The 21,382-nt window shown below is 65.1% G+C and carries 19 protein-coding genes; 2 read left to right on the top strand and 17 right to left on the bottom strand.

From position 1 onward, the window contains the following. A partial coding sequence (locus AAHB17_RS20650) for an SDR family NAD(P)-dependent oxidoreductase (RefSeq protein ID WP_342132780.1) occupies positions 1-416 on the top strand: 416 nt, incomplete at its 5' end. Positions 417-1,224: 808 nt separating this feature from the next. Here AAHB17_RS20650 and AAHB17_RS20645 read toward each other — a convergent pair. From AAHB17_RS20645 to AAHB17_RS20600, 10 genes are all read right to left on the bottom strand, one after another. Further along, complete coding sequence (locus AAHB17_RS20645; protein ID WP_342132779.1) at positions 1,225-2,103, bottom strand: formyltetrahydrofolate deformylase; 879 nt, start codon at positions 2,101-2,103, stop codon at positions 1,225-1,227. Further along, the gene (locus tag AAHB17_RS20640) at positions 2,084-2,536 is read right to left on the bottom strand and encodes a dihydroneopterin aldolase (protein WP_342132778.1); all 453 of its coding nucleotides are present in this window, start codon (positions 2,534-2,536) and stop codon (positions 2,084-2,086) included. Before AAHB17_RS20640 ends, AAHB17_RS20645 begins: the two co-directional genes overlap by 20 nt. Further along, a complete protein-coding gene (locus AAHB17_RS20635) occupies positions 2,533-3,138 on the bottom strand; it encodes a sarcosine oxidase subunit gamma (RefSeq protein ID WP_342132777.1) in 606 nt (201 codons plus the stop codon). Before AAHB17_RS20635 ends, AAHB17_RS20640 begins: the two co-directional genes overlap by 4 nt. Continuing rightward, positions 3,131-6,145 carry a sarcosine oxidase subunit alpha family protein gene (locus AAHB17_RS20630; RefSeq protein ID WP_342132775.1) on the bottom strand — a complete coding sequence of 1,005 codons (3,015 nt, stop codon included), beginning with the start codon at positions 6,143-6,145 and terminating at the stop codon, positions 3,131-3,133. Before AAHB17_RS20630 ends, AAHB17_RS20635 begins: the two co-directional genes overlap by 8 nt. Continuing rightward, a complete protein-coding gene (locus tag AAHB17_RS20625; protein WP_342132774.1) occupies positions 6,142-6,450 on the bottom strand; it encodes a sarcosine oxidase subunit delta in 309 nt (102 codons plus the stop codon). Before AAHB17_RS20625 ends, AAHB17_RS20630 begins: the two co-directional genes overlap by 4 nt. Before the next feature lie 19 nt (positions 6,451-6,469). After that, positions 6,470-7,714 carry a sarcosine oxidase subunit beta family protein gene (locus AAHB17_RS20620; RefSeq protein WP_342132773.1) on the bottom strand — a complete coding sequence of 415 codons (1,245 nt, stop codon included), beginning with the start codon at positions 7,712-7,714 and terminating at the stop codon, positions 6,470-6,472. Positions 7,715-7,739: 25 nt separating this feature from the next. After that, positions 7,740-9,116 carry an L-serine ammonia-lyase gene (locus AAHB17_RS20615; RefSeq protein WP_342132772.1) on the bottom strand — a complete coding sequence of 459 codons (1,377 nt, stop codon included), beginning with the start codon at positions 9,114-9,116 and terminating at the stop codon, positions 7,740-7,742. Positions 9,117-9,131: 15 nt separating this feature from the next. After that, on the bottom strand, positions 9,132-10,391 hold the full coding sequence (gene glyA / locus AAHB17_RS20610; protein ID WP_342132770.1) for a serine hydroxymethyltransferase: 1,260 nt from the start codon (positions 10,389-10,391) through the stop codon (positions 9,132-9,134). A gap of 200 nt (positions 10,392-10,591) precedes the next feature. Next, complete coding sequence (locus AAHB17_RS20605; protein ID WP_342132768.1) at positions 10,592-11,134, bottom strand: DUF5943 domain-containing protein; 543 nt, start codon at positions 11,132-11,134, stop codon at positions 10,592-10,594. A gap of 21 nt (positions 11,135-11,155) precedes the next feature. Next, positions 11,156-12,127, bottom strand: a complete 972-nt coding sequence (locus AAHB17_RS20600) for a dipeptidase (RefSeq protein ID WP_342132766.1) — start codon at positions 12,125-12,127, stop codon at positions 11,156-11,158. Between the two features lie 325 nt (positions 12,128-12,452). Here AAHB17_RS20600 and AAHB17_RS20595 point away from each other — a divergent pair, with 325 nt between their 5' ends. Then, positions 12,453-13,556, top strand: coding sequence for a GlxA family transcriptional regulator (locus tag AAHB17_RS20595; protein ID WP_342132764.1), 1,104 nt, complete (start codon positions 12,453-12,455; stop codon positions 13,554-13,556). Between the two features lie 83 nt (positions 13,557-13,639). Here AAHB17_RS20595 and AAHB17_RS20590 read toward each other — a convergent pair whose 3' ends face one another. The 7 genes from AAHB17_RS20590 to AAHB17_RS20560 all read right to left on the bottom strand — a co-directional run bounded on the left by AAHB17_RS20590 (position 13,640) and on the right by AAHB17_RS20560 (position 21,105). Beyond that, the gene (locus AAHB17_RS20590; protein ID WP_342132762.1) at positions 13,640-15,013 is read right to left on the bottom strand and encodes an L-serine ammonia-lyase; all 1,374 of its coding nucleotides are present in this window, start codon (positions 15,011-15,013) and stop codon (positions 13,640-13,642) included. Positions 15,014-15,017: 4 nt separating this feature from the next. Continuing rightward, positions 15,018-15,734, bottom strand: coding sequence for an ABC transporter ATP-binding protein (locus tag AAHB17_RS20585; RefSeq protein ID WP_342132761.1), 717 nt, complete (start codon positions 15,732-15,734; stop codon positions 15,018-15,020). Beyond that, a complete protein-coding gene (locus AAHB17_RS20580) occupies positions 15,734-16,513 on the bottom strand; it encodes an ABC transporter ATP-binding protein (RefSeq protein ID WP_342132759.1) in 780 nt (259 codons plus the stop codon). Before AAHB17_RS20580 ends, AAHB17_RS20585 begins: the two co-directional genes overlap by 1 nt. Then, entirely contained in the window at positions 16,510-17,679 is a 1,170-nt protein-coding gene (locus tag AAHB17_RS20575; protein ID WP_342132758.1) for a branched-chain amino acid ABC transporter permease, read from the bottom strand. The genes AAHB17_RS20580 and AAHB17_RS20575 overlap by 4 nt, the downstream gene beginning before the upstream one ends. After that, entirely contained in the window at positions 17,676-18,596 is a 921-nt protein-coding gene (locus AAHB17_RS20570; protein WP_342132757.1) for a branched-chain amino acid ABC transporter permease, read from the bottom strand. Before AAHB17_RS20570 ends, AAHB17_RS20575 begins: the two co-directional genes overlap by 4 nt. Positions 18,597-18,707: 111 nt before the next feature. After that, positions 18,708-19,895, bottom strand: coding sequence for a branched-chain amino acid ABC transporter substrate-binding protein (locus AAHB17_RS20565; protein ID WP_342132756.1), 1,188 nt, complete (start codon positions 19,893-19,895; stop codon positions 18,708-18,710). 553 nt (positions 19,896-20,448) lie between these two features. Further along, positions 20,449-21,105 (bottom strand): DedA family protein, encoded by a 657-nt coding sequence (locus AAHB17_RS20560; protein ID WP_342132754.1) that lies wholly within the window; start codon positions 21,103-21,105, stop codon positions 20,449-20,451. Positions 21,106-21,382: the final 277 nt, after the last annotated feature.

Here is a 21,382-nt window from a genome sequence, read left to right as displayed (position 1 = left end):
GCTCGGTACTGGGCTTTCTGCCAGCGCCTTACATGGCGCTCTATTCAGCCTCCAAACATGCCGTGGAAGGACTTTCCGAGACGCTGGACCACGAGGTGCGTCAGTTCGGCGTTCGCGTCGCACTTGTCGAACCTTCCTTCACCAAAACGAACCTCGATCTCAACGCGCCGCAAACCGAATCCAGAATCCCTGACTACAACAAGGAGCTGGGTGTCGTCGCCCAGGCAATTCAGAACAACGTTCGAAATGCACCCGAGCCCGAGGGGGTTGCCACCACAATCGTCGATGCCGCCTTGGGTGCATGGAAGATGCGTCATACGCCCAAAGGCGAGGCCTCGATCCTGTCCAAGCTGCGTCGCTTCATGCCCGCTGGTCCTGTCGGAAAGGGCCTAAGGAAATCGTTTGGACTTGCCTGACTGAGCCTGGTTCTAATGACGGCTGGTGACATCCTGAGAGAAACGTCCCCAGGAAGGACCGCACAGCTACTTTCAAAGCCGCATAAACGCGGAACAATCCAGGCCACGAACGGTTGAAGCGCTGCTGAGCCGTCGTGGCGAGTTTCGATGCCGCTATCCGTTTGGCGCGCGCCGGCTTGGACCTCGCGATGGCGACCAAACAGATCGGGCCCCACTTTCGCCATGCGTTGGAGGTGGCGTTCGTTTCACTTTCGAATCAGTGAACGCAACATTGGATTTCGATGCGCTCGCCCAGCCAGAACGACTGTTACTGGAGCATCTATCCCCGGTGTGCTGATGAATCCATACGCAAGAGTACCACGCAGCTCCCCCCATCTCGCCCATGCCGGCGGACCAGATGCTGGCGTGGATCACGGACTGGCGGCGATCCACGATGGTGTGAGGGTCCGTGCTCCCGGAAAGAAAACGAGACCGCCCCCCTTCATCCCACCATCCACGCCTACGTCGAGCACGTCGGCATCCGGGGGCGCGACATCCACTGGCACATCCGCTTCTTCTGCGAGGTACAGGTCATGGAGGTGATCAAGAGCTGCGCGGCTGAAATTTCCAAGAGGCTGGGGCACCAGGCCGCGAAGGCGTGAACCCACCATGGCCTGCGGGATGACGAGGCCGATGTCCTCAAGCAGACCGCGGCTCGAACGGGCCTGGGCGGTCCATATGGGCTTTCACGAAGCCTTTGTGCCGCCTGCCCTTCGGCAGCGAGCCATCAAAATGACCTTTGTGCCCGTGCCCGCGCCCTCGACACCCGTCACCTGAGGACGACTGTCCGCAGCCCGTTGATGAACACCCTGTGTTCCAGCACAAATCGGAGCGCACGGCTGAGCGCAAGGCATTCAACACTGCGCCCCGTGCTGAGCAGTTGCTCGGGGCTGTAGGCGTGGTCCACGCGCTCCAGGGCCTGTTCGATGATGGGGCCTTCGTCCAGATCGCTGGTGGCGAAGTGGGCCGTGGCGCCGATCAACTTCACGCCACGGGCGTGCGCCTGCTCATAAGGCCGGGCGCCTTTGAAGCCAGGCAGAAAGGAATGGTGGATGTTGATGACGCGGCCGGCCAGCTTCTCGCACATGTCCTCCGACAGCACCTGCATGTAGCGCGCCAGCACCACCAGCTCGGCTTCGTGCTGCCCAATGCGGGCCATCAGCGCCGCTTCCTGCTGCGGCTTGGTGTCAGCGGTGATCGGCAGGTGGTGGAATGGAATGCCTTCTGCCGTGGCCAGCGACCCCAGGTCGGCGTGGTTGGACACCACCGCGACGATGTCCATGTTCAGCTCCTTGCGACGCCACTGGGCCAGCAGGTCGCGCAGGCAGTGGTCGGCCTTGGACACCATGATCATCACCCGCGTGGGCCGGCTCAGATCGTGGATGGCCCCCTCCGCGCCGTCGAAGCCGTCCATCAGCCGGGCATAGGCCTCGCGCAGGGCCCCGATGCCGGTGGCCCTCTCCCCTTCCAGTCGGAACACGATGCGCACGTAGAAGCGAGAGACCAGCGCGTCGTCGAACACCGCGAACTCCTCGATGTAGGCGCCATGCTGCTCCAGCAGCGCCACCATGGCGGCCACCTGTCCACGCTCGCTGGCCACGGCCAGGGTCAACACATAACGGGCGATGTCATTGGGCGAGACTGGCATGGCTTTCCCCTTCTTGCGTGAGCGTTTGAAGCATGGCGGCTGTGTCGACCGCCGACAGGCGCAGGGCCTCGAACTCGGTGCGTGAAGCCGCGCGCTCCATGCCAACGGCCAGCGCCTGCTGGCTGACGCGTTGCTTGTACAAGCCGACCCAGACCTTGTGGACCCGTGGGTCCGCCGCAAAGACGAAGGCCATGACCTGGTTGACGCGGGTCTCCAGCAACGGGGTGTGCGGGGTGGCCGGCCACACCTGTGTCAACCAGCGGCACAGCGGCTCGTAGTCAAAACACTCGTCCAGCGAACCGGGTGCCGCACTGGCCTCGCCGGTGGCGGTCAGGCTGACCCACACCGGCTGCGCGTCCTGCTCATGGGCGTAGATGCCCACCGGCAACTGGGTTTCCAGGCGCTCGATCCTGACGGTCCAGGTCGCGTTCATGGGAAACGCCGGGTCACCAGACCACACTCGGATGTGCAACGCTCCAGCATCAGCCACACGTAGCCGCGGAAGCTGTGGCGCACCAGCACCTCGTAGACCGGCGCCCCGTCGGTCTGCCACAGCCACACCGAGGCCTTGAAGAAGACGGAACCGGCGGCCGTGCCCGGACCGAACACGCGCGGATGCAGGTCCAGCGGACAGCCCTGGGCCAGCACCTCGCGCACAGGCTGGCCGCTCAGGTGCAGCACGGTGTAGCCGCTGCTGACGTCGGTGACGGCGAAATGCTGCCCGGCCAGGGCCTGGCGCAGCCGGGCCTCGATGGCATCGGCCGTCCCCTTTGGCCCGATGACGAACCAGTCGTCCGGCCCGACCCAGACTAGGCGGTGTGTCTCGCTGGCCACGCTGGTGCAGGCCTGCGTGGGCAACGCCAGGCCGAGGGCCTGCAACACGCCATCGCGGAAGGCCGCGTCGTCGGGGTTGCCGCGCAGGTTGAGGATGGCCAGGCCATGGCGCCAGCCGGCCAGCAGGGACTGTTCGGTCGAGGCCCGCGTGGTGGGCACGCGGCCCATGGGCGCCACGGGGCGCTGAAGGGATTCAAGCATTTTGGCGCTCCGCTTTGGGATCGAAGAAGACCGGGCTGGTGATGGTGGCGGTGTGAACAACAACGCCGTTGGGTCCACCCTGGAAGATGCAGACCTTCTCGCCCATGCGGTTCAGACCACCCTTGACCAGGGCCATGGCGATGGAGTGGCCCAGCGTCGGACTCATGTAGCTGGACGTCACATGGCCAACCATGGGCGCGGTCGGGCCGGTGGGTGCCTCGTTGAGGATCTGCGCGCCCTCGGTCAGCACGACCTTGGGGTCATCCGGCAGCAGGCCGACCAGCTGCTTGCGGTCGGTGCGCACCGTGTCTTCGCGGGTCAGCGAGCGTTTGCCCAGGCAGTCCTTGGTCTTGGTGACCAGGCCGCCCATGCCCAGGTCCATGGGCGTGACGGAGCCGTCAGTGTCCTGGCCGATGATGATGTAGCCCTTCTCGGCGCGCAGCACGTGCATGGTTTCGGTGCCATAGGGGGTGATGTTGAATTCGGCCCCCGCGGCGTGGATCGCCTCCCAGACCTTCAGGCCGTCGTTGGCCGCCACGTTGACTTCGTAGCAGCGCTCGCCCGAGAAGCTGATGCGCATGATGCGGGCCCGGACTTTGTCCCCATTCGCGCCGGCCACCGTGCCTTCGCGGTAGGACATGAAGGGAAAGGCCGTGTCGTCGAAATCCACGTCCTTGCAGATCTTCTGCAGCACGGCGCGGCTCTTGGGGCCGGCGACGATGGACGTCGACCAGTGGTCGGTCGCGCTGGTCAGGTAGACCTTGAGGTGTGGCCACTCGGTCTGCAGCCAGCGCTCCATCCAGGCCAGCACGCGCGCCGCGCCGCCCGAGGTGGTATGCATCAGGTAGTGGTTCTCGGCCAGGCGCACGGTCACGCCATCGTCGAACACCATGCCGTTTTCGTCCAGCATCAGGCCGTAGCGGCACTTGCCGACCTCCAGCTTGGACCAGGCGTTGCTGTAGACCCAGTTGAGCAGCACGCTCGCATCCGGGCCCTGGATGTCGATCTTGCCCAGGGTCGAGCCGTCCAGTGTGCCGACGCCGTTGCGCACCGCCAGCGTCTCGCGCGCCACCGCCGCGTGCAGGTCCTCGCCGGGCCTGGGGTAGTACCAAGGGCGTTTCCACTGGCCCACGTCCTCGAACAGCGCGCCCTGCTTCACGTGCCAAGCGTGCATGGTGGTGGTGCGGACCGGGTCGAAGGCCTCGCCCAGCTCCAGGCCTGCCACGGCGCCGAAGGTCACCGGCGTGTAGTTGGGACGGAAGGTGGTGGTCCCGACCTGCGGAATCGACTTGCCCAGCGCCAGGGCGACTATGCCCATGCCGTTAATGTTGCCAGTCTTGCCCTGGTCGGTGCCGAAGCCCATGGCGGTGTAGCGCTTGACGTGTTCGATGGACTCGAAACCTTCGCGCACCGCGAGGTGGATGTCGGACGCGGCCACATCGTTCTGCAGATCGACGAACTGCTTGGGCGCGCGGCTCACCGGCCTGGCGTGCGGCACCAGCCACAGCGCACGGATGCTGCCCGCGTCCTGCACCGCCACGGCCGGAGCCGCCGCGTTGGCCGACAGGCCCAACACCTTGAGCGCCTGGGCACCGGCGGCCGCCCCCCCCTCGGCACAGGCCTTGAGCGTGAGCTGGCCGGCGCAAGCACCAGCGGACATTTCCGATTGCGCCGGCGCGCCCGGCAGGAAGGCGGCCTGTGCATCGCTCCACACCGCCTTGCTGCCCGCCTGGCACTGCAGGTGGATCACTGGGCTGACGCCGCCCGACAGGGCGACCAGATCACAAGCGATCTCACGCACGGAGCCACTGAGCCGGTCCTGGCCGTCGATGGCCTGCACCACCACGGCGCTCACACGCTTACCGCCGCGGGCTTCGGTGACGACATGGCCGGCCAGCACGGTGATTCCCTGTGCCTTGGCCTTCTGGCTCAGCGAGCCCGAAGGTTGCGCGCGCGCATCGACCACCTGCACGCTGGCACCGGCCGCCTGGAGCGCCAGCGCCGCGTCGTAGCCGGCGTCGTTGTTGGTGAAGACCACGGCGTTGCGGCCGGGCAGCACCGCGTAGCGGCGGATGTAGGTGGACACCGCACCGGCCAGCATGGTGCCCGGCAGGTCGTTGTTGCCGAACACCAGCGGGCGCTCGTGTGCGCCGGTGGCGATCACCACCTGCCTGGCCCGCACGCGCCACAGGCGCTCGCGGAACACCGGGGCCTGGTCGGCCGGCAGGTGATCACCACGGCGCTCGACCAGCGTGACCAGATCGTGGTCCTGGTAGCCGAAGGCGGTGGTTCGCGGCAGCACGGTCACGTCGGACAGCGCGGCCAGCTCGTTCAGCGCCTGGGCCACCCACTGGGCGGCCGGCTGGCCGTCGACGGATTCGTCGCTGGAGAGCAACCAGCCTCCGGCCTCCGCCTGTTCGTCGCACAGCACCACGCGGGCACCGGCACGGGCCGCGGTCAGCGCCGCCGTCAGGCCGGCGATGCCGGCACCGACCACCAGCACATCGCAGTGCGCGTAGCGCTTGTCGTAGCGGTCGGGGTCGTGTTCGGTCGGCGACACGCCCAGGCCGCTGGCGGCGCGGATGTGCTTCTCGAAGAAGTGCCACGCGGCCTGCGACGCCATGAAGGTCTTGTAGTAGAAGCCGGCCGGAATCAGGCGCGAGAACCAGCCGTTGACCGCGCCGGTGTCGAACTCGATGCTGGGCTTGGCGTGGATGGAGCGGGCGCTCAGGCCGTTCACCAGCGCCACCTCGGTCATGCGTGCGTTGGGCACGGTGCGGGCACCGTCGAACAGCTGCACCAGCGCATTGGGTTCCTCGACGCCGGCCGACAGGATGCCACGCGGGCGGTGGTACTTCCAGCTGCGGGCCACCATGCTTAAGCCGTTGGCCAGCAGGGCCGAGGCCAGGGTGTCGCCTTCCAGGCCCTGGTAGGCGCGGCCGTTGAAGCTGAAGTTCAGGGAGCGGCGGCGGTCGACGCGGCCACCGGTGGACAGACGGGCGCTCATCGGGCAGCTCCTTGGTTCAGGTAGGCAGCGGCCTCGGCCGGCGCGGGTTCGCCGATCTTCCAGGTCGCTTCGAATCGGTAGTTCACGGTGTGGCGCAGCGCGTTGAACCAGCGACCGCAGCCGCTGGCGTGGCGCCACTGCTCGTGGTGCAGGCCCTTGGGGTTCTCGCGCATGAAGACGTAGTCGCCCCACTGGCGGTCGTCCATCGCTTCCGAATCGAGCGGGCGCACGATGCCGCCCTCGCCGCCACAGGTGAATTCGATCTCGGCGCGCGTGCCGCACCAGGGACAGTTGATTTGCAACATGGTGGTTTTCCTCCGTGGCTCAGTGGGCGACGCCGGCCGCGCCGTGTTCATCGATCAGGTGGCCGTTGTAGAAACGGTCCAGGCACAGCGATGCGTTGAGTTCGTGCGGGCGGTCCTGCGCCACGGTGTGGGCCATGGCCCAGCCAGAGCCGGGCGTGGCCTTGAAGCCACCCGTGCCCCAGCCGCAGTTGATGTAGAGGCCCTTGACCGGCGTGAGGCCGATGATGGGACAGGCGTCGGGCGACACGTCCACGATGCCGCCCCACTGCCGATTCATGCGCACGCGCGAGAACATCGGGAACATCTCGACGATGGCCTGCAGCGTGTGTTCGATGGTGTGATAGCTGCCGCGCTGCCCGTAGCCGTTGTACTGGTCCACGCCGGCGCCGATCACCAGGTCGCCCTTGTCGGACTGGCTGATGTAGGCGTGGATGGCGTTGCTCATCAGCACGCAGGGGAAGATAGGCTTGAGCGGCTCCGACACCAGCGCCTGCAGGGGCTTGCTCTCGATCGGCAGGCGGATGCCGGCCATGCTCGCGATCACGCTGGAATGCCCGGCGGAGACGATGGCGACCTTCTTGGCCTTGATGAAACCCTTGACCGTGTCCACGCCGGTCACCTGGCCATCCTCGCGGCCGATGCCGATGACCTCGCAGTTCTGGATGATGTCGACGCCGTGCGCGTCGGCCGCTCGCGCAAAGCCCCAGGCCACCGCGTCGTGCCGGGCCACGCCGCCGCGCCGCTGCAGCGAGGCGCCCAGTACGGGATAGCGTGTGTTCAGGTTGATGAACGGGATCATTTCCTTGATCTGCGCCGGCGTCACCACCTCGCCGTCCACGCCGTTCAGGCGGTTGGCATTGACGCGGCGCTCGATGTCTCGCATCTCCTGCAGCGTGTGGCCCAGGTTGAGCACGCCGCGCTGGCTGAACATGACGTTGTAGTTCAGGTCCTGCGACAGGCCTTCCCACAGCTGCATGGATTTCTCATACAGGGCGGTGGACTCGTCCCACAGGTAGTTGGAGCGCACGATGGTGGTGTTGCGCGCCGTGTTGCCGCCACCCAGGTAGCCCTTTTCGATCACGGCGATGTTGCGCACGCCGTGTTCCTTGGCCAGGTAGTAGGCGGTGGCCAGGCCGTGGCCGCCGGCCCCAACCACGACGACGTCGTACTCGCGCTTGGGTTCGGGCGAGCGCCACTGCTTCTGCCAGCCTTCGTGGTAGGACATGCTGTTGCGCAGCAGTGACCAGATGGAAAAGTTCTGCATGGTGGGGGTCCTTCTCTCTTCTCTTTCAGCACTCGACGATGTTCACGGCCAGTCCGCCTCGGGACGTTTCCTTGTATTTGGTCAGCATGTCCGCGCCCGTCTGCCGCATGGTCTTGATGACCTTGTCCAGGCTGACGAAGTGGGTGCCGTTGCCACGCAGCGCCATGCGGGCGGCGTTGATGGCCTTGACCGAGGCGATGGCGTTGCGCTCAATGCAGGGGATCTGCACCAGGCCGCCCACCGGGTCGCAGGTCAGGCCCAGGTGGTGTTCCATGCCGATCTCGGCGGCGTTTTCCACCTGCTCGGGCGTGCCGCCCATGACCTGGGCGAGCGCACCCGCCGCCATGGAGCAGGCCACGCCGACCTCGCCCTGGCAGCCGACCTCGGCGCCGCTGATGCTGGCGTTTTCCTTGTAGAGGATGCCGATGGCGGCGGCCGTCAGCAGGAAGTCGATCACGCCCTGCTCATGGGCACCGGGCACGAAGCGGCTGTAGTAGTGCAGCACCGCCGGCACGATGCCGGCCGCGCCGTTGGTGGGCGCGGTGACCACGCGGCCACCGGCGGCGTTTTCCTCGTTGACAGCCAGGGCGTAGAGGTTGATCCAGTCCATCACCTGCAACGGGTCCTTGAGCGCCGCTTCCGGTTGCACGGTGAGCGAGCGGTACAGCTCGGCGGCCCGCCGCTTGACCTGGAACCCCCCGGGCAGCGTGCCCTCGGTCGCCACGCCGCGCTTCACGCAAGCCTGCATCACGGACCAGATTTTCAGCAAGCCCGTGCGCACCGTGTCGGCATCACGCCAGGCCAGTTCGTTGCGCCACATCAGCTGCGCGATGCTCAGCCCACTCTCGGTGCAGCGCCGCAGCAGTTCGTCGCCGGTGGTGAAGGGGTGTGGCAGGACGGTGGCGTCGGGCACCAGCGCGGGTTCGCCCGCTTCGCTCTGCTGGATCACAAAACCACCACCGATGGAGTAGTAGGTTTTTGCCAGCAGGGTCGCGCCGCCGCCATCGAAGGCGAACAGGCACATGCCGTTGGGGTGGAAGGGCAAGGCCTTGCGCAGGAACTTGAGCCCTTCGCGCTCGTTGAAGGCGATGCGGTGCGTGCCCAGCAGGTTCAGCGACTGCGCCCCGCGCAGGGCCTGCAGGCGCGGCGCGATCACGTCGGGGTCGATCAGGTCGGGCGCTTCACCTTCCAGGCCCAGCAGCACGGCCTTGTCGCTGCCGTGTCCCTTGCCGGTGGCACCCAGCGAGCCGTATAGCTCGCAACGCACCGACCGCACGGCGGGCAGCAGGCCACCGTCGCGCAGGGCCTGCGCGAACAACAGCGCCGCGCGCATGGGGCCGACGGTGTGCGAGCTGCTCGGCCCGATGCCGATCTTGAACAGATCAAAGGTGCTCAGTGCCATGGTGGGTACCGGGTTTCAGCCGTAGACCGGGAAGGCCGCAGTGAGCCGGGCCACGTCGGCGCGCACGCGGGCTATTCCCGCTTCATCGTCCGGGCTGTCGAGCAGGTCGGCGATCAGGTGCCCCAACTTGATGGCCTCGGCTTCCCTGAAACCGCGCGTGGTCATGGCCGGCGAGCCAAGGCGCACGCCGCTGGTCACCATCGGCTTCTCGGGATCGTTGGGGATGGCGTTCTTGTTGACCGTGATGTGGGCCTGGCCCAGCAGGGCTTCGGCGGCCTTGCCGGTCATGCCCTTGGCACGCAGGTCCACCAGCATCACGTGGCTTTCGGTGCGGCCGCTGACGATGCGCAGGCCACGCGCCACCAGCGTTTCGGCCAGCGCGGCGGCGTTCTTCACCACCTGCTGCTGGTAGGCCTTGAATTCGGGCGTCAGCGCTTCCTTGAAGGCCGTCGCCTTGGCCGCGATAACGTGCATCAGCGGCCCGCCCTGCAGACCGGGGAAGATGGCGCTGTTGATCGCCTTCTCGTGCTCGGGCTTCATCAGGATGATGCCGCCGCGCGGGCCGCGCAGGCTCTTGTGCGTGGTGCTGGTGACGATGTCTGCGTGCGGGATCGGGTTAGGGTACTCGCCGGCGGCGATCAGGCCGGCGTAGTGGGCCATGTCCACCATCAGCAGCGCGCCCACGTCCTTGGCGACCTGGGCGAAGCGCTCGAAGTCGATGCGCAGCGCGTAGGCCGAGGCGCCGGCGATGATGATCTTCGGCTTCGATTCGTGGGCCTTGCGCTCCATCGCGTCGTAGTCGATCTCTTCTTTGTCGTTCAGGCCGTAGCTCACCACGTTGAACCACTTGCCCGACATGTTCAGCGCCATACCGTGCGAGAGGTGGCCGCCTTCGGCCAGGTTCATGCCCATGAAGGTGTCACCCGGCTTCATGAAGGCCATGAAGACGGCCTCGTTGGCCTGCGCGCCCGAGTGCGCCTGCACGTTGGCGGCCCAGCCGTGGCGGTCGGCCCCAAAGAGCTGCTTGACACGGTCGATGGCCAGCTGCTCGGCCTGGTCGACGAACTCGCAGCCCCCGTAGTAGCGGCGGCCCGGGTAGCCTTCGGCGTACTTGTTGGTGAGCTGGCTGCCCTGGGCCTGCATCACGGCCGGTGAGGTGTAGTTCTCGCTGGCGATCAGCTCGATGTGCTGCTCCTGGCGCTGGTGCTCTTGCTGGACGATGGCCCACAGGGCCGGGTCGGAGGCTTGGAGAGATTGGTCGCGGTAACTGAACATGGTGTGTTTTCCTCGGATTCTTGGGTCGGTTCGGATGGATGGACATCGTCGTGGCCGCCGGACATCGGTTCACGCAGCGCGTGTTCGGTCGGCAGATGGGCGATCGCAGGCGCACCCGTGCCCGCTCCTGGAGCACGTGCCTTGAAATCACATCGCCGATGAGCCCGGAGCGGCGGCATGTGCAGCCGCTCCGGTGGAATTCACGTCACGCCGGATGCCGATCGAGCGTTGACCGTGAACACACAATGGGTGTGCGTCGGATCCTCACACTGGCATTGGCTCTCGGTGCTCTGGGCACGCAAGGGATTGCCAGCCTGGTCAGAGACCCAGTCCATGGCACCCGCGAACCAGCCGCTGAACATGTAGCACAGCCGACCGGTCTCACCCGGGCGCCCAAGCACCATGGACGAATGGCGTAACCGCACCTGGGCACTGGCACGAGCGGCATCGACCTCGAGGAAGTCGAACAGACCCCAGCCCCGCTGGGACAGGCGGTTCAGGTAGTGGCGGAAAACCGCCATCCCGGCCAGGCCATGGGTGGCGGCTTCCTTGTCGCACCAGTACCAGGCAGACTGGTGCCCGGCCTGGTACAGGATCTGTGCATAGGCGTCGCGCCCAAGCGCCTGTTCCACCGCGACATGGTTGTTGACGAAAAAATGCCGTGGCACATACAGCATCGGCAAACCGTCGGTGGTCCAGACGCCGGTCTCGGCATCGACCTGGATAGGGAGTTGGGGTTGCATGGTTGTTGGCCTCCTGACGGATCAAACCGCCCAGACTTCGCCGAACACGCGCAGCCAGTTGGCACCGATCACCTTGCGGATGCGCGACTCCCTCCATCCGGCCTTTTCCATCGCGGCGGTGAGGTTGGGCAACTCGCCGATGGTTTCGATGCCTTTGGGGTTCTGCACGGTACCGAAATCGGTCAGGCGGCGGTAGCTGCCCTTGTCGTGGGTCAGCCACTCGAAGAAGGGCTTTCCATAGCCTTGCGTGAAGTCGGTACCGATACCCACACAATCCTCCCCCACCAGGTTGATGATGTAGTCGATGGCTTCCACATAGTCATCCACCGTGGCATCAATACCCCGGCGCAGGAAGGGGCTGAACATGGTGACCCCGATGAAGCCCCCCCGATCGGCGATGAACCTCAGCTGTTCGTCGCTCTTGTTGCGCGGATGCTCCTTCAAACCCGAGGGCAGGCAATGTGAGTAACAGACCGGCTTTTTCGAAGCAAGGATGGCTTCGGTGGACGTGTTGCCCCCCACATGCGAGAGGTCGACCATGATGCCCACGCGGTTCATCTCGGCGATCACCTCGTGCCCAAAGCCGGACAGGCCGCCGTCACGTTCATAACAACCGGTGCCGATCAGATTCTGCGTGTTGTAGCAGAGCTGCACCACCCGGACACCCATGTCGGCAAATGCCTCGATGTAGTCGAGGTTGTCCTCGAAGGCATGGGCATTCTGGAAGCCCAGGATGATCCCGGTGCGCCCTTGAGCGCGCGCGCGGTGGATGTCGTCCACCCCCCGCACCAGGGTCAGCAAATCGCTGTTGTCACGCACCATGCGCTTCATCTCCGCGATGCCGGCAACGGTCTTTGTGAAGTTCTCCCACACCGAGACGGTGCAGTTGGCGGCGGTGAGACCGGCGCGCCGCATGTCCTCAAAGACGGGGCGACCCCATTTGGAGATGATCAGGCCGTCGATCACCACACTGTCCTGGTGCAGAGTGCTCATGTGTTTCTTTCTCGATGGTTGGCTCGGGTTGGCGAGATAGGTTGGATCACAGGCTAGCGTTTGCCCGTATTGCCTTCAACAGGCTTTTTGGAGAAGACTCCGGGCCGCATGACGAAAAACCGGTTTGAGAGCAAGGATGACGGGTGGACTGCTTGGCAACACTGTGCGTCTAGTAGACCAAAGTGCCTATGTCCAAGCTAGAACGCATCCGACAACCCTGAGGTAGGCGAACGCCTGATAAGAGCCTCTCATGACGTCGCGAATGCCTGGTGCCTGACAGGCGCGTTTCTTGCATATCAGTGCCCGCTCCGAATCAAGGAAGTTCATGCCATCCACCGCACCTGTACCCCTGCGCTTTGCCATCGTGCCGTTGGCAAACTTCACCATGACGGCCTTCTCGGGCTTCATCGATACGCTGCGCCTCACCGCCGATGAGGGCGACTTCAGCAAACCGGTTCGGTGCACGTGGAAGGTGCTGGGCGAAACCATGGAGCCGGTGCGCTCCAGCTGTGGCGTGGCCATACTGCCCTGGGATACGCTGGAGACGGTCTTGAAGTCCCGCGAGCATTTTGACTACATCGTGTTCATCGGAGGCCTGTTGCACCAGGGCCAGCAGACTGGCAACGCCATGCTCGAGCAGATCCGTCGCGCCGCGAAGACCGATGCCACCCTGGTGGGCATCTGCACCGGTACGTTCGCGCTGTACCGCGCCGGTGTGCTGGACAACCACAAGATGTGCGTGAGCTGGTTCCACTATTGGGATTTTTTGGAGCGTTTTCCTGACTGCGACGAAAAGCGGCTGGTGGCCGACCGGCTCTTCGTGATGGACCGCCGGCGCATCACCTGTTCGGGCGGACGGGCCTCCATCGATGTGGCTGCCGCCATCCTGTCGCGCCACTTCCACGCCTCGTTGGTGCAAAAGACGTTGCGCATCCTGCAAGTGGACGAGCTCAGCCACGTGACAACGCCCCAGCCTCATCCACCCGGCACCGAGCCCAGCGATCATCCAAAAATTCGCCGCGCGGTGCTTCTGATGGAGCAAAACCTGGCCGGCGGGCTGCAGATGACGGACCTGGCACAGAAACTCAACATGTCAAGTCGCCAACTGGAGCGGCTGTTCAAGACCTGCACAGGTCAAAGTCCACAGAACTACGCCCGTTCGCTGCGGCTGCGCGCGGCGACCTGGCTGCTGACCAACAGCGGCAAATCGATTTCGCACATTGCGACAGCCTGCGGCTTCTCGGACGCCTCCCACCTCGGCCGGGAATTTCGCAAGGTCACGGGCCAGTCGCCCAAGGTGTTCCGCGAACAGAACCGCCAGCAGAACGCGATGACACTTGAAGACGCGGGCCTGTTCACCGTCCCCAATGACAGCCCCGCGGTGACCAATTACCGCGAGGTCTTCCCGGCGCGGACCGAGTTCCACTGACGGAGCCCAAGGGACACGGCCCCGTCCATGGCGTTGCGGGGGTCTTCCCGCTCCGGCGCGGTCTGGTCACCGCTGGCCGGCACTCAGCATTCAACGACATTCACAGTCAAATCACCGCGTGACGCTTCCTTGTATTTGGTCTTCATGTCCGCACCGGTCTGCATCATGGTTCGGATCACCTTGTCGAGAGAGACCACTTGTTGCCGCTCTCCGCACAGCGCCATGCGTGCGGCATTGATGGCCTTGATGGCCCCCATGGCGTTGCGTTCGATACAAGGGTTCTGCACCAGTCCGCCCATCGGGTCACAGGTCATGCCCAGGTTGTGCTCCATGCCGATCTGGGCGGCATGCTCGACCTGGCCCACCGTTCCACCCAACACCGCTGCCAGCGCACCGGCAGCCATCGAGCAGGCCACGCCCACCTCGCCCTGGCACCCGAGCTCAGCACCCGACATCGGGGTGCTGGCCTTGTAGATCAGGCCGATGGCCGCGGCGGTGAGCAGGAAATTGAAGCTGCCCTCCTCGCTGCTACCCGGTACGAACTTGAGGTAATACTGCAGCACGGCCGGTACCACGCCAGCAGCCCCGTTGGAAGGTGCCGCCACGACGCGTCCACCCGCCGCGTTCTCCTCGGTGACAGCCATGGCGTAGAGGTTCACCCAGTCCAGCGCCGACAGCGGGTCGCGGGGCGACTCTTCCGAGCGCGACATCAATTTCCGGTGCAGCGCCGCCGCCCGCCGCCGCACCCGCAGGGGGCCGGGCAGTTCGCCATCGATGCGGCAACCCCGGGCGATGGTTTCCGCCATCACGATACGGATGCGCTGGACACCGTCCACCACCTCGGCAGCGGGACGCCAGGCCTGTTCGTTTTCGTAAATCAGTTGGGCAATACTCAAGCCGGCATCGCGACACCGCTGAACCAGCTCGGCCCCGCTGCGAAACGGAAACGGCGGGGCCGTGGCACCGGCGGCCGGACGGAGCGTCAGCTCATCGTCCGATGCCACGACACCGCCCCCCACAGCGTAGTAATCGGCCACGACAGCGTCGCCGGCGCCGTCGAAGGCGTGGAACCTCATGCCATTGGGATGGCGTGGCAGGGTATCGCGGCGAAAGTGCAGCCAGGGTGCCTGGGTCTCCCGAGCTACGGGTTGGCGCGCGAGCAGCAGGAGCTGACCACTTTTTCGGATGGCGGCCAGGCGTGTGGCCACGGTTTCCGGGTCCAGGCTGTCGGGCTGCTGGCCCTCCAGCCCCAGCAGCACGGCCTTGTCCGTTCCATGGCCACGCCCGGTGGCCCCCAGCGAACCATACAGCTCCACCCGCAGCTGCCTGACCCTGGACAACCAACCCTGCTGCGCCAACCGATGGGCAAAACGGTGGGCGGCGATCATCGGCCCCACGGTGTGGGAACTGGACGGACCGATGCCTACCGTGAAGATGTCGAAGACACTGGCGGTCATCGCGTCAGCCGAAGTACGCCTGCTGCACCTCGGCATTGTTGCGCAGCTCTTCGGTGGGCGCCTGTGCCACCACACGCCCTTGCATCAGCACATAGCCATAGTGCGCCACCGCCAGGGTCTGGTGCACGTTCTGCTCCACCAGCAGCACGGTCACGCCCATTTCGTTGATGCGCTGGATGACGTTGAAGGTCTCTTTGACGAACAAGGGCGACAGCCCCAGCGAAGGCTCGTCGATCAGCAACAGCTCGGGCGCGGCCATCAGGCCACGGCCGATGGACAGCATGGCCTGCTCGCCGCCTGACATGGTGCCGCCGAGCTGGTCGGTGCGTTCCTGCAGGCGCGGGAAGATTTCATAGACCTCCTGCAGTCGCTTGCGGATCACCGCCGCGCTGCGCTCCTGGTAGGCTCCCACGTGCAGGTTCTCCTCCACCGTCATCTTGGGGAATACCTTGCGGCCCTCCGGTATGCAGGCTATACCGGCCCGGTTGACGAGATGGGTCGGCAGGCCGGTGATGTCCCGGTCACCAAACCACACCTTGCCCGCGCGGGGCGGTGTCAGCGACAGGATCGAGCGGATCAGCGTCGACTTGCCGGAGCCGTTGGAGCCCAGGATACAGGTCACCTTGCCGGGCTCGACCGTGATGGAAACGTCGGACAACACGTCGGCCTTGTCGTAGCCGGTGTAGATGTTCTCCAACCGGAGTTCGATGTTCTTGCTCATCACGATTGCCCCAGGTAGGCTTCCTGCACTTCGGCGTTGGCCGCGATCTCGCGGTAGGTGCCGTCACACAGCTTGCGTCCGTAGTTGAGAACCACGCACCGGTCGGTGATGCGTTCGATGACGTTCATCTCGTGCTCGATGATCACGACCGTCAGATCCTTGATGCGCTCGCGCACCGCGAGGATGTCGTCCATCAGCTCGCGGGTTTCCTCATGGGTCATGCCGGCCGAGGGCTCGTCCAGCAACAGCAAGCGGGGCTTGCTGATAAGGGCACGGCAGATCTCGATGCGGCGGCGGTCGATCATGTTGACGGCACCAGCCGGCTCATCCAGCCGCTGGCTCAGCGGCTTGCTGAAGGTGGCCACCAGCTCGTGGGCCTCGTTCCAGCTGGAACGGATCTGCCGCTCCAGCTGGCGCCGACGCACTAGGTTGAACCACAGGCCATGGTCCAGGTTCTTGTGGTTGCCCACCATGATGTTGTCGAACACCGACAGCGGCAGGCACAGGCGCGACCGCTGGAAGGTGCGGGTGATGCCCGCGCGGTACACCTCCTGGGCGCTGAGCCCGGTGATGTCCCGGCCATCGAAGTGCAGACTGCCGCCGCTGGCACGGTAAACACCGGTCAGCACATTGAAGAAGGTGGTTTTCCCGGACCCATTGGGACCCAGCAACCCCAGCACATCGCCTCGGTGGATGGACAGATCCAGCGCGTTGAGCGCCGTGAGTCCACCGAACTTCTTGGTCAGCTTGTCGCAGCTCAAAACGAGGGGCTTGCTCATTTGCGGCTCCAGCCTGGGAGGTGGTTGCGCAGGCGCCGGGGGAACAGGCCGTCGGCGCGGAACAGCAGGATCAGGATGACCGCCGCCGAATACAGCAGGAATCGGTATTCCTGGATGGCCTGCAGCTTCTCGGGCAGCAGGAACACGATGGCGGCGGCCGGCAGGATGGCCCAGAGGTTACCGATGCCCCCCAGCACCACGATGGACAGCAGCACCAGCGAATCGGCGAAGGTGAAGTTTGTGGGGGCCACGAAGGCCGTCATCAGCGCGAAGAAGGCACCCGCGACGCCGGCCAGGAAATTGCCGAAGATGAAGGCGGTGATCTTCCAGCGGGCGATGTTCAGGCCGAAGGTCGCGGCGGCGGTTTCGTCGATGCGAATGGCATCGAAATTCAATCCCACCCACGACCGCTCGATGCGCCGAGTGAAAGTGAACACCAGTGCCGTCAGAAAGAAGGCCAGCACCACGTAGTTCACGTAGAAGGACAACGAGATACCACCGATCTCCAGTCCCTGTGACAAGTCCCAGCCGAACAGGTTCAGTGCGGGCACCCGCAGGCCCTGAGGCCCCCCCAGGGTGTCGTTCACCTCCAGGAAAGATCGGAACATGGTGCCGAAGGCGATGGTGACCAGCGCCGCATAGTGGCCCCGGGTGCGCAGCACCGGCAGCAGCAGCACCGAACCGATCAGCGCCGCCGCCAGGCCACCAGCCAGCAGCACCAGCAGATGCGGCACGGCGGTGTGCGAGGCCAGCACCGCCGCCGTATAGGCCCCCGTGCCGAAGAAGGCGGCGCCGGCAAAGTTCATCACGCCGCAGTAGCCGATCTGCAGGTTCAAGCCCATGCAGACCACGGCGTAGAGCAGCAGCGTGGCCACCAGCAGCAGCACGAAGTGATCCTCATGGAAGAAGGCGACGATGGCCACAAATGCCATCACCACCAGGCTGTTGAGCAAGGCCGGCCGCTGCGCGAGGGCCTGAGAGGCGCTGGCGGCCAGGCCCGCTCGGCGCGCACCCCAGCCCACCGCGGCGGCCAGCACCAGCACCACGAGCAATGCCCACTGGTCATGCACATGCAGCACCAGAATGGAGAACACCGTCAGCAGGGCAACGCCGGCCACGGCCAGTGCAGCGTTGCCACGGGAAGTTTGTTCCGATACCACGGTCATACCCTTTCAGAGGTTTTTTCGCCGATCAGCCCGGTGGGCTTGATCGCCAGCAGCACGATGACCATGCCAAAGGCCACCACTTCCTTGTAGGCGCTGGGCAAGGGCAGCATCACCACCGACATGCTCTGGATGGCAGAGAAAAGGAAGCCCCCCAGGATGGCGCCGTAGATGTTGCCCAGCCCCCCGATCACGGCCGCGCTGAAGCCGATCACCGCCAGCATCACCCCATTGCCGAAGTAGGCTTCGCTGTAGTAGAGGCCGTTCATCACACCGGCCAGGGCCGCCAGGCCCGAACCCAGGGCAAACGTGGCCAGCACGATCCAGTGGAAATTGATGCCCATCACCCGGGCGGTCTCGCCGTCCTGCGCCACGGCGCGGATGGCCAGCCCCAGGCGGGTGTGGTTGATCAACATGTGGATCCCCCAGATCACCACCAAGCCCAGCACCACGAGGATCAGCGTGTCCACCCGCATCACGAAGCTGCCGAACTGGTAACTGCCGGTGGGCAGCAGCGCGGGAAACGACTGGGGGTTCGAGCCATTGGGGTAGAACAGCCGGATCGATTCGCGGACCACCGTGCCGGCCATCAGCGTGATCAGCAACGTCATGAAGGCCGGCGCATTGCGCAAAGGCAGGATGAGGTACCTCGCCAACAGGGCGCCCAGCAGGCCCATCGTGCCCACGGAGACCAGCACCACGATCAGCAGCTGCACCCAGGGTGACTGCACGCCTGCGGCCTGAAGGCCGGCGTAAGTCGCCAGCGCCGTGAACGCGCCCAGCGTCATGACGTCGCCGTGCGAAAACTTGATGACGTCCAGCACCCCGAAGAACAGGGTGAAGCCCACGGCGACCATCGCATAGATGACACCGAGCATCACGCCGTTCCAGACGTACTGTCCAATAAGTCCATTGTCCATTTTGGGATTTCGGCTAGGGTTGTCGGATGGCGTCAGCCGAGTGGGTGGCGCCATGTGAAATACAGAGAACAGGCGCTGGGGCCCCCCGCCTCGACGGAGCCCGTCGCCCTGTCAACGGCCGGCCAGCTTGCGCTTGCCGGTCTTGTACTCACTCTCATCCCAGTCGATCCACTTGCCGTCCTGCACCACGTACCTGGTGGTCACCGGGTTGATGTTCTGACCGTATTCATCGAAACTGACCTTGCCCACGATGGCGTCGTAGTCCTTGGTCGCACGCAGGGCGGCCGCGATCTTCTTGCGGTCGGTGCCCACCTTGTCGATCGTGTCCATCACCAGTGCGGTGGCGGTATAGGCATAGGGACCGTAGGCCTCGAAAGTTTCGTTGTACTTCTGCTTGGCGTACTGCTCCACGAAGAACTTGCCGCCGGGCAGCTTTTCAACCGGCGGGTTGTCATACATGGCCACCACCCCCTCGGCCAACGGTCCGGCGCCCTTCAGAAAGCTGTCGCCCACGATGCCGGAGGTGCCCTGAAACTGCGCCGTGATGCCCAGGCGCGACATCTGGTTGATCAGCCGCACGCCCAGGGGCGTGAGTCCGCCGAAATAGACAACGTCGGGCTTGAGTTCCTTGATCTTGGTGAGCTCGGCGTTGAAGTCCTGCTGGTCCACCCCAACGCCAAAACTCGCCACCATCTGTCCCGGTGTCTGCTTGAGGTATTGGTCGAAGAACTTGAACATCGACTTGCCGTAGTCGGTGGTGTCGTACACCGCAGCCCAGCGGCGGTAGCCCTGGTCGCCCGTGAGGAATTTGGCCGCCACCTCGTTCTGCTTGATGAGCGTGGCGCTGACGCGGTTCATCACCGTGGTCTTCTTGCCATAGGTCACGTCGGGATGCACCGCGGCCCAGACCACGGTCGGTACCTGGAAGCGTTCGTACACATCCACGGTGGCCACGGCCACGGCGGAACAGTAATGGGGAATGACCGCCAGAATGCTCTTGTCGGTGGCGGCGCGGGTGGCCACCTGCACACCCACGTTGGGCTTGCACTCGTCGTCCAGGCTCACCAGCTCATAGGTGTACTTGGCGCCTGGCTTCTCGTTGTGCAGCTTCACCGCCAGCTCGGCCGCATTGCGGCCGCCCAGGCCGTGCGCCGAGTTGGAGCCGGTCAGCGGGCCAATGAAGGCCAGCTTGACGACGTCCTTGGCGTTGGCGCCTGCGCTCCACAACAATCCCGCAGCGGCCACGCCCAGCAACGGCAACCGGAACGTGTGGGCGACAACTTCAAATCCGCGATTCATGGCGACTCCAATCAGGTACATGGATGGACAATGGCACCCGGTCTGCAGCTGTGTGGCAAACCGGTGTCGACGATGCCGAAATCCGCCGCGCCCTCGGGGTTGAGGAGAGGGACGCTGCAAGCGAAAACAACATGCCGCTAAGTTATTTCCAAGTGACGGGAGGCGATAGAACACAACCGACATGGCACCGGTAGCAGGCCGGCGGGTTGTACAAATGCGGGGATGTGGCGGTCACGCCTGGTCGGTTTTTGCCCAGATGCCATGCCTGACCCGCGGCTGCCACGCCGGAACACCCACAGGCCGTGGCCTGATGGCGCCACCCAATGGACAGCTGCGACCCCCGCCGACCACACGGCCCGCCCGGCAACCTGCCCCCGGTCGGATCCGTCAACAGCAGGTCAGCACAACCCACCAAAGCGGTTCGCCCGCAGTCCAGAAGCGCCTGGTATCAGGGGGACAGTCCAGGTCGTGAACAGAGCCAGTGGATGTTTTTGTCTGCGCCACCGGTGGGCATACGGGGTCATGGTTTGGAGTGCCTGCGCCGCCGCACTCATCAGACCACCCCGACGGCCAGCACCGCCCCGAGCAGCAGCCAGCCTTCGATGCGCTGGAGCTTCCCCAGCAAGGACTCGGCGGCCTGCCCGAAGACCCAGCCGATGCCGCCCACCAGCACCGCCCACAACACGGCGCCGATGAGATTGAAAGTGGCGAACCGGAGCGCGCCGATCGGGCCGGCCCCCATCAGCACCGGGCCGGCGATGCGCAGGCCGTAGGCGAAACGCACACCAATGATCACGGCCTCATGGAATCGCGCCACCAGGCCGTTCAGGCGCTCGGCCTGGGCGGCGATGCGGGGCCAATGGCCCAGCACCACCGTGACGTGCCGGCGGCCCAGCCAGAAATAGCACTGGTCTCCACGCTTTTGTTCGGGGGATGCTGGCCCTTCAATTGTTGGATGACTTTGATCGGCTTCCCCCGGTTCATCGACCGGGGTCACGTAGTACCGGTAGCGTTTATTGCCCTTTCGGGCGTGGGATGGGATCAAGCGCCTGCCCAGCTCGTCCTGCAGTTTCCCAGCCAGCAGGCTGGGGTTGGCCGCATGGGCCTTGGTCTTGGTGCCTTGTTTGTTGCTGGCCAGGCGTTGTTGAACCTGGTTCCACAGGTCACCGCGTTTGAACCGCCCCGGATTCCCATAGCACTGTTGGTTCAAGTCATGCGATCCTGGCCAGCAGGCGGGTACGTCAGTTCTTCGACGAATAAACCGATGGTGCCGATGTCGCAAATGGGGCGGATCCACCCGTCGCCCCATGCCGGACCGGCCATTCAAGGTTGGATCGCGCGCGCCTCCCTGCCGAGTGGCAGGCTCCGGAGGTGGTTCGGCCATGCGCGCCGCTGACCCTCGATCGGCCTGTGTTGATCGAAGCAGCCGCCCAGGCTGCTCGCGGCTAATGACTCTGATCAGGGCACATCGGCCAGCCACGGGCCCA

Origin of the sequence: Hydrogenophaga sp. OTU3427 (assembly GCF_038440225.1) — a bacterium.
GTDB lineage: Bacteria > Pseudomonadota > Gammaproteobacteria > Burkholderiales > Burkholderiaceae_C > Hydrogenophaga.
This window is presented reverse-complemented; position numbering and strand designations above follow the sequence as displayed.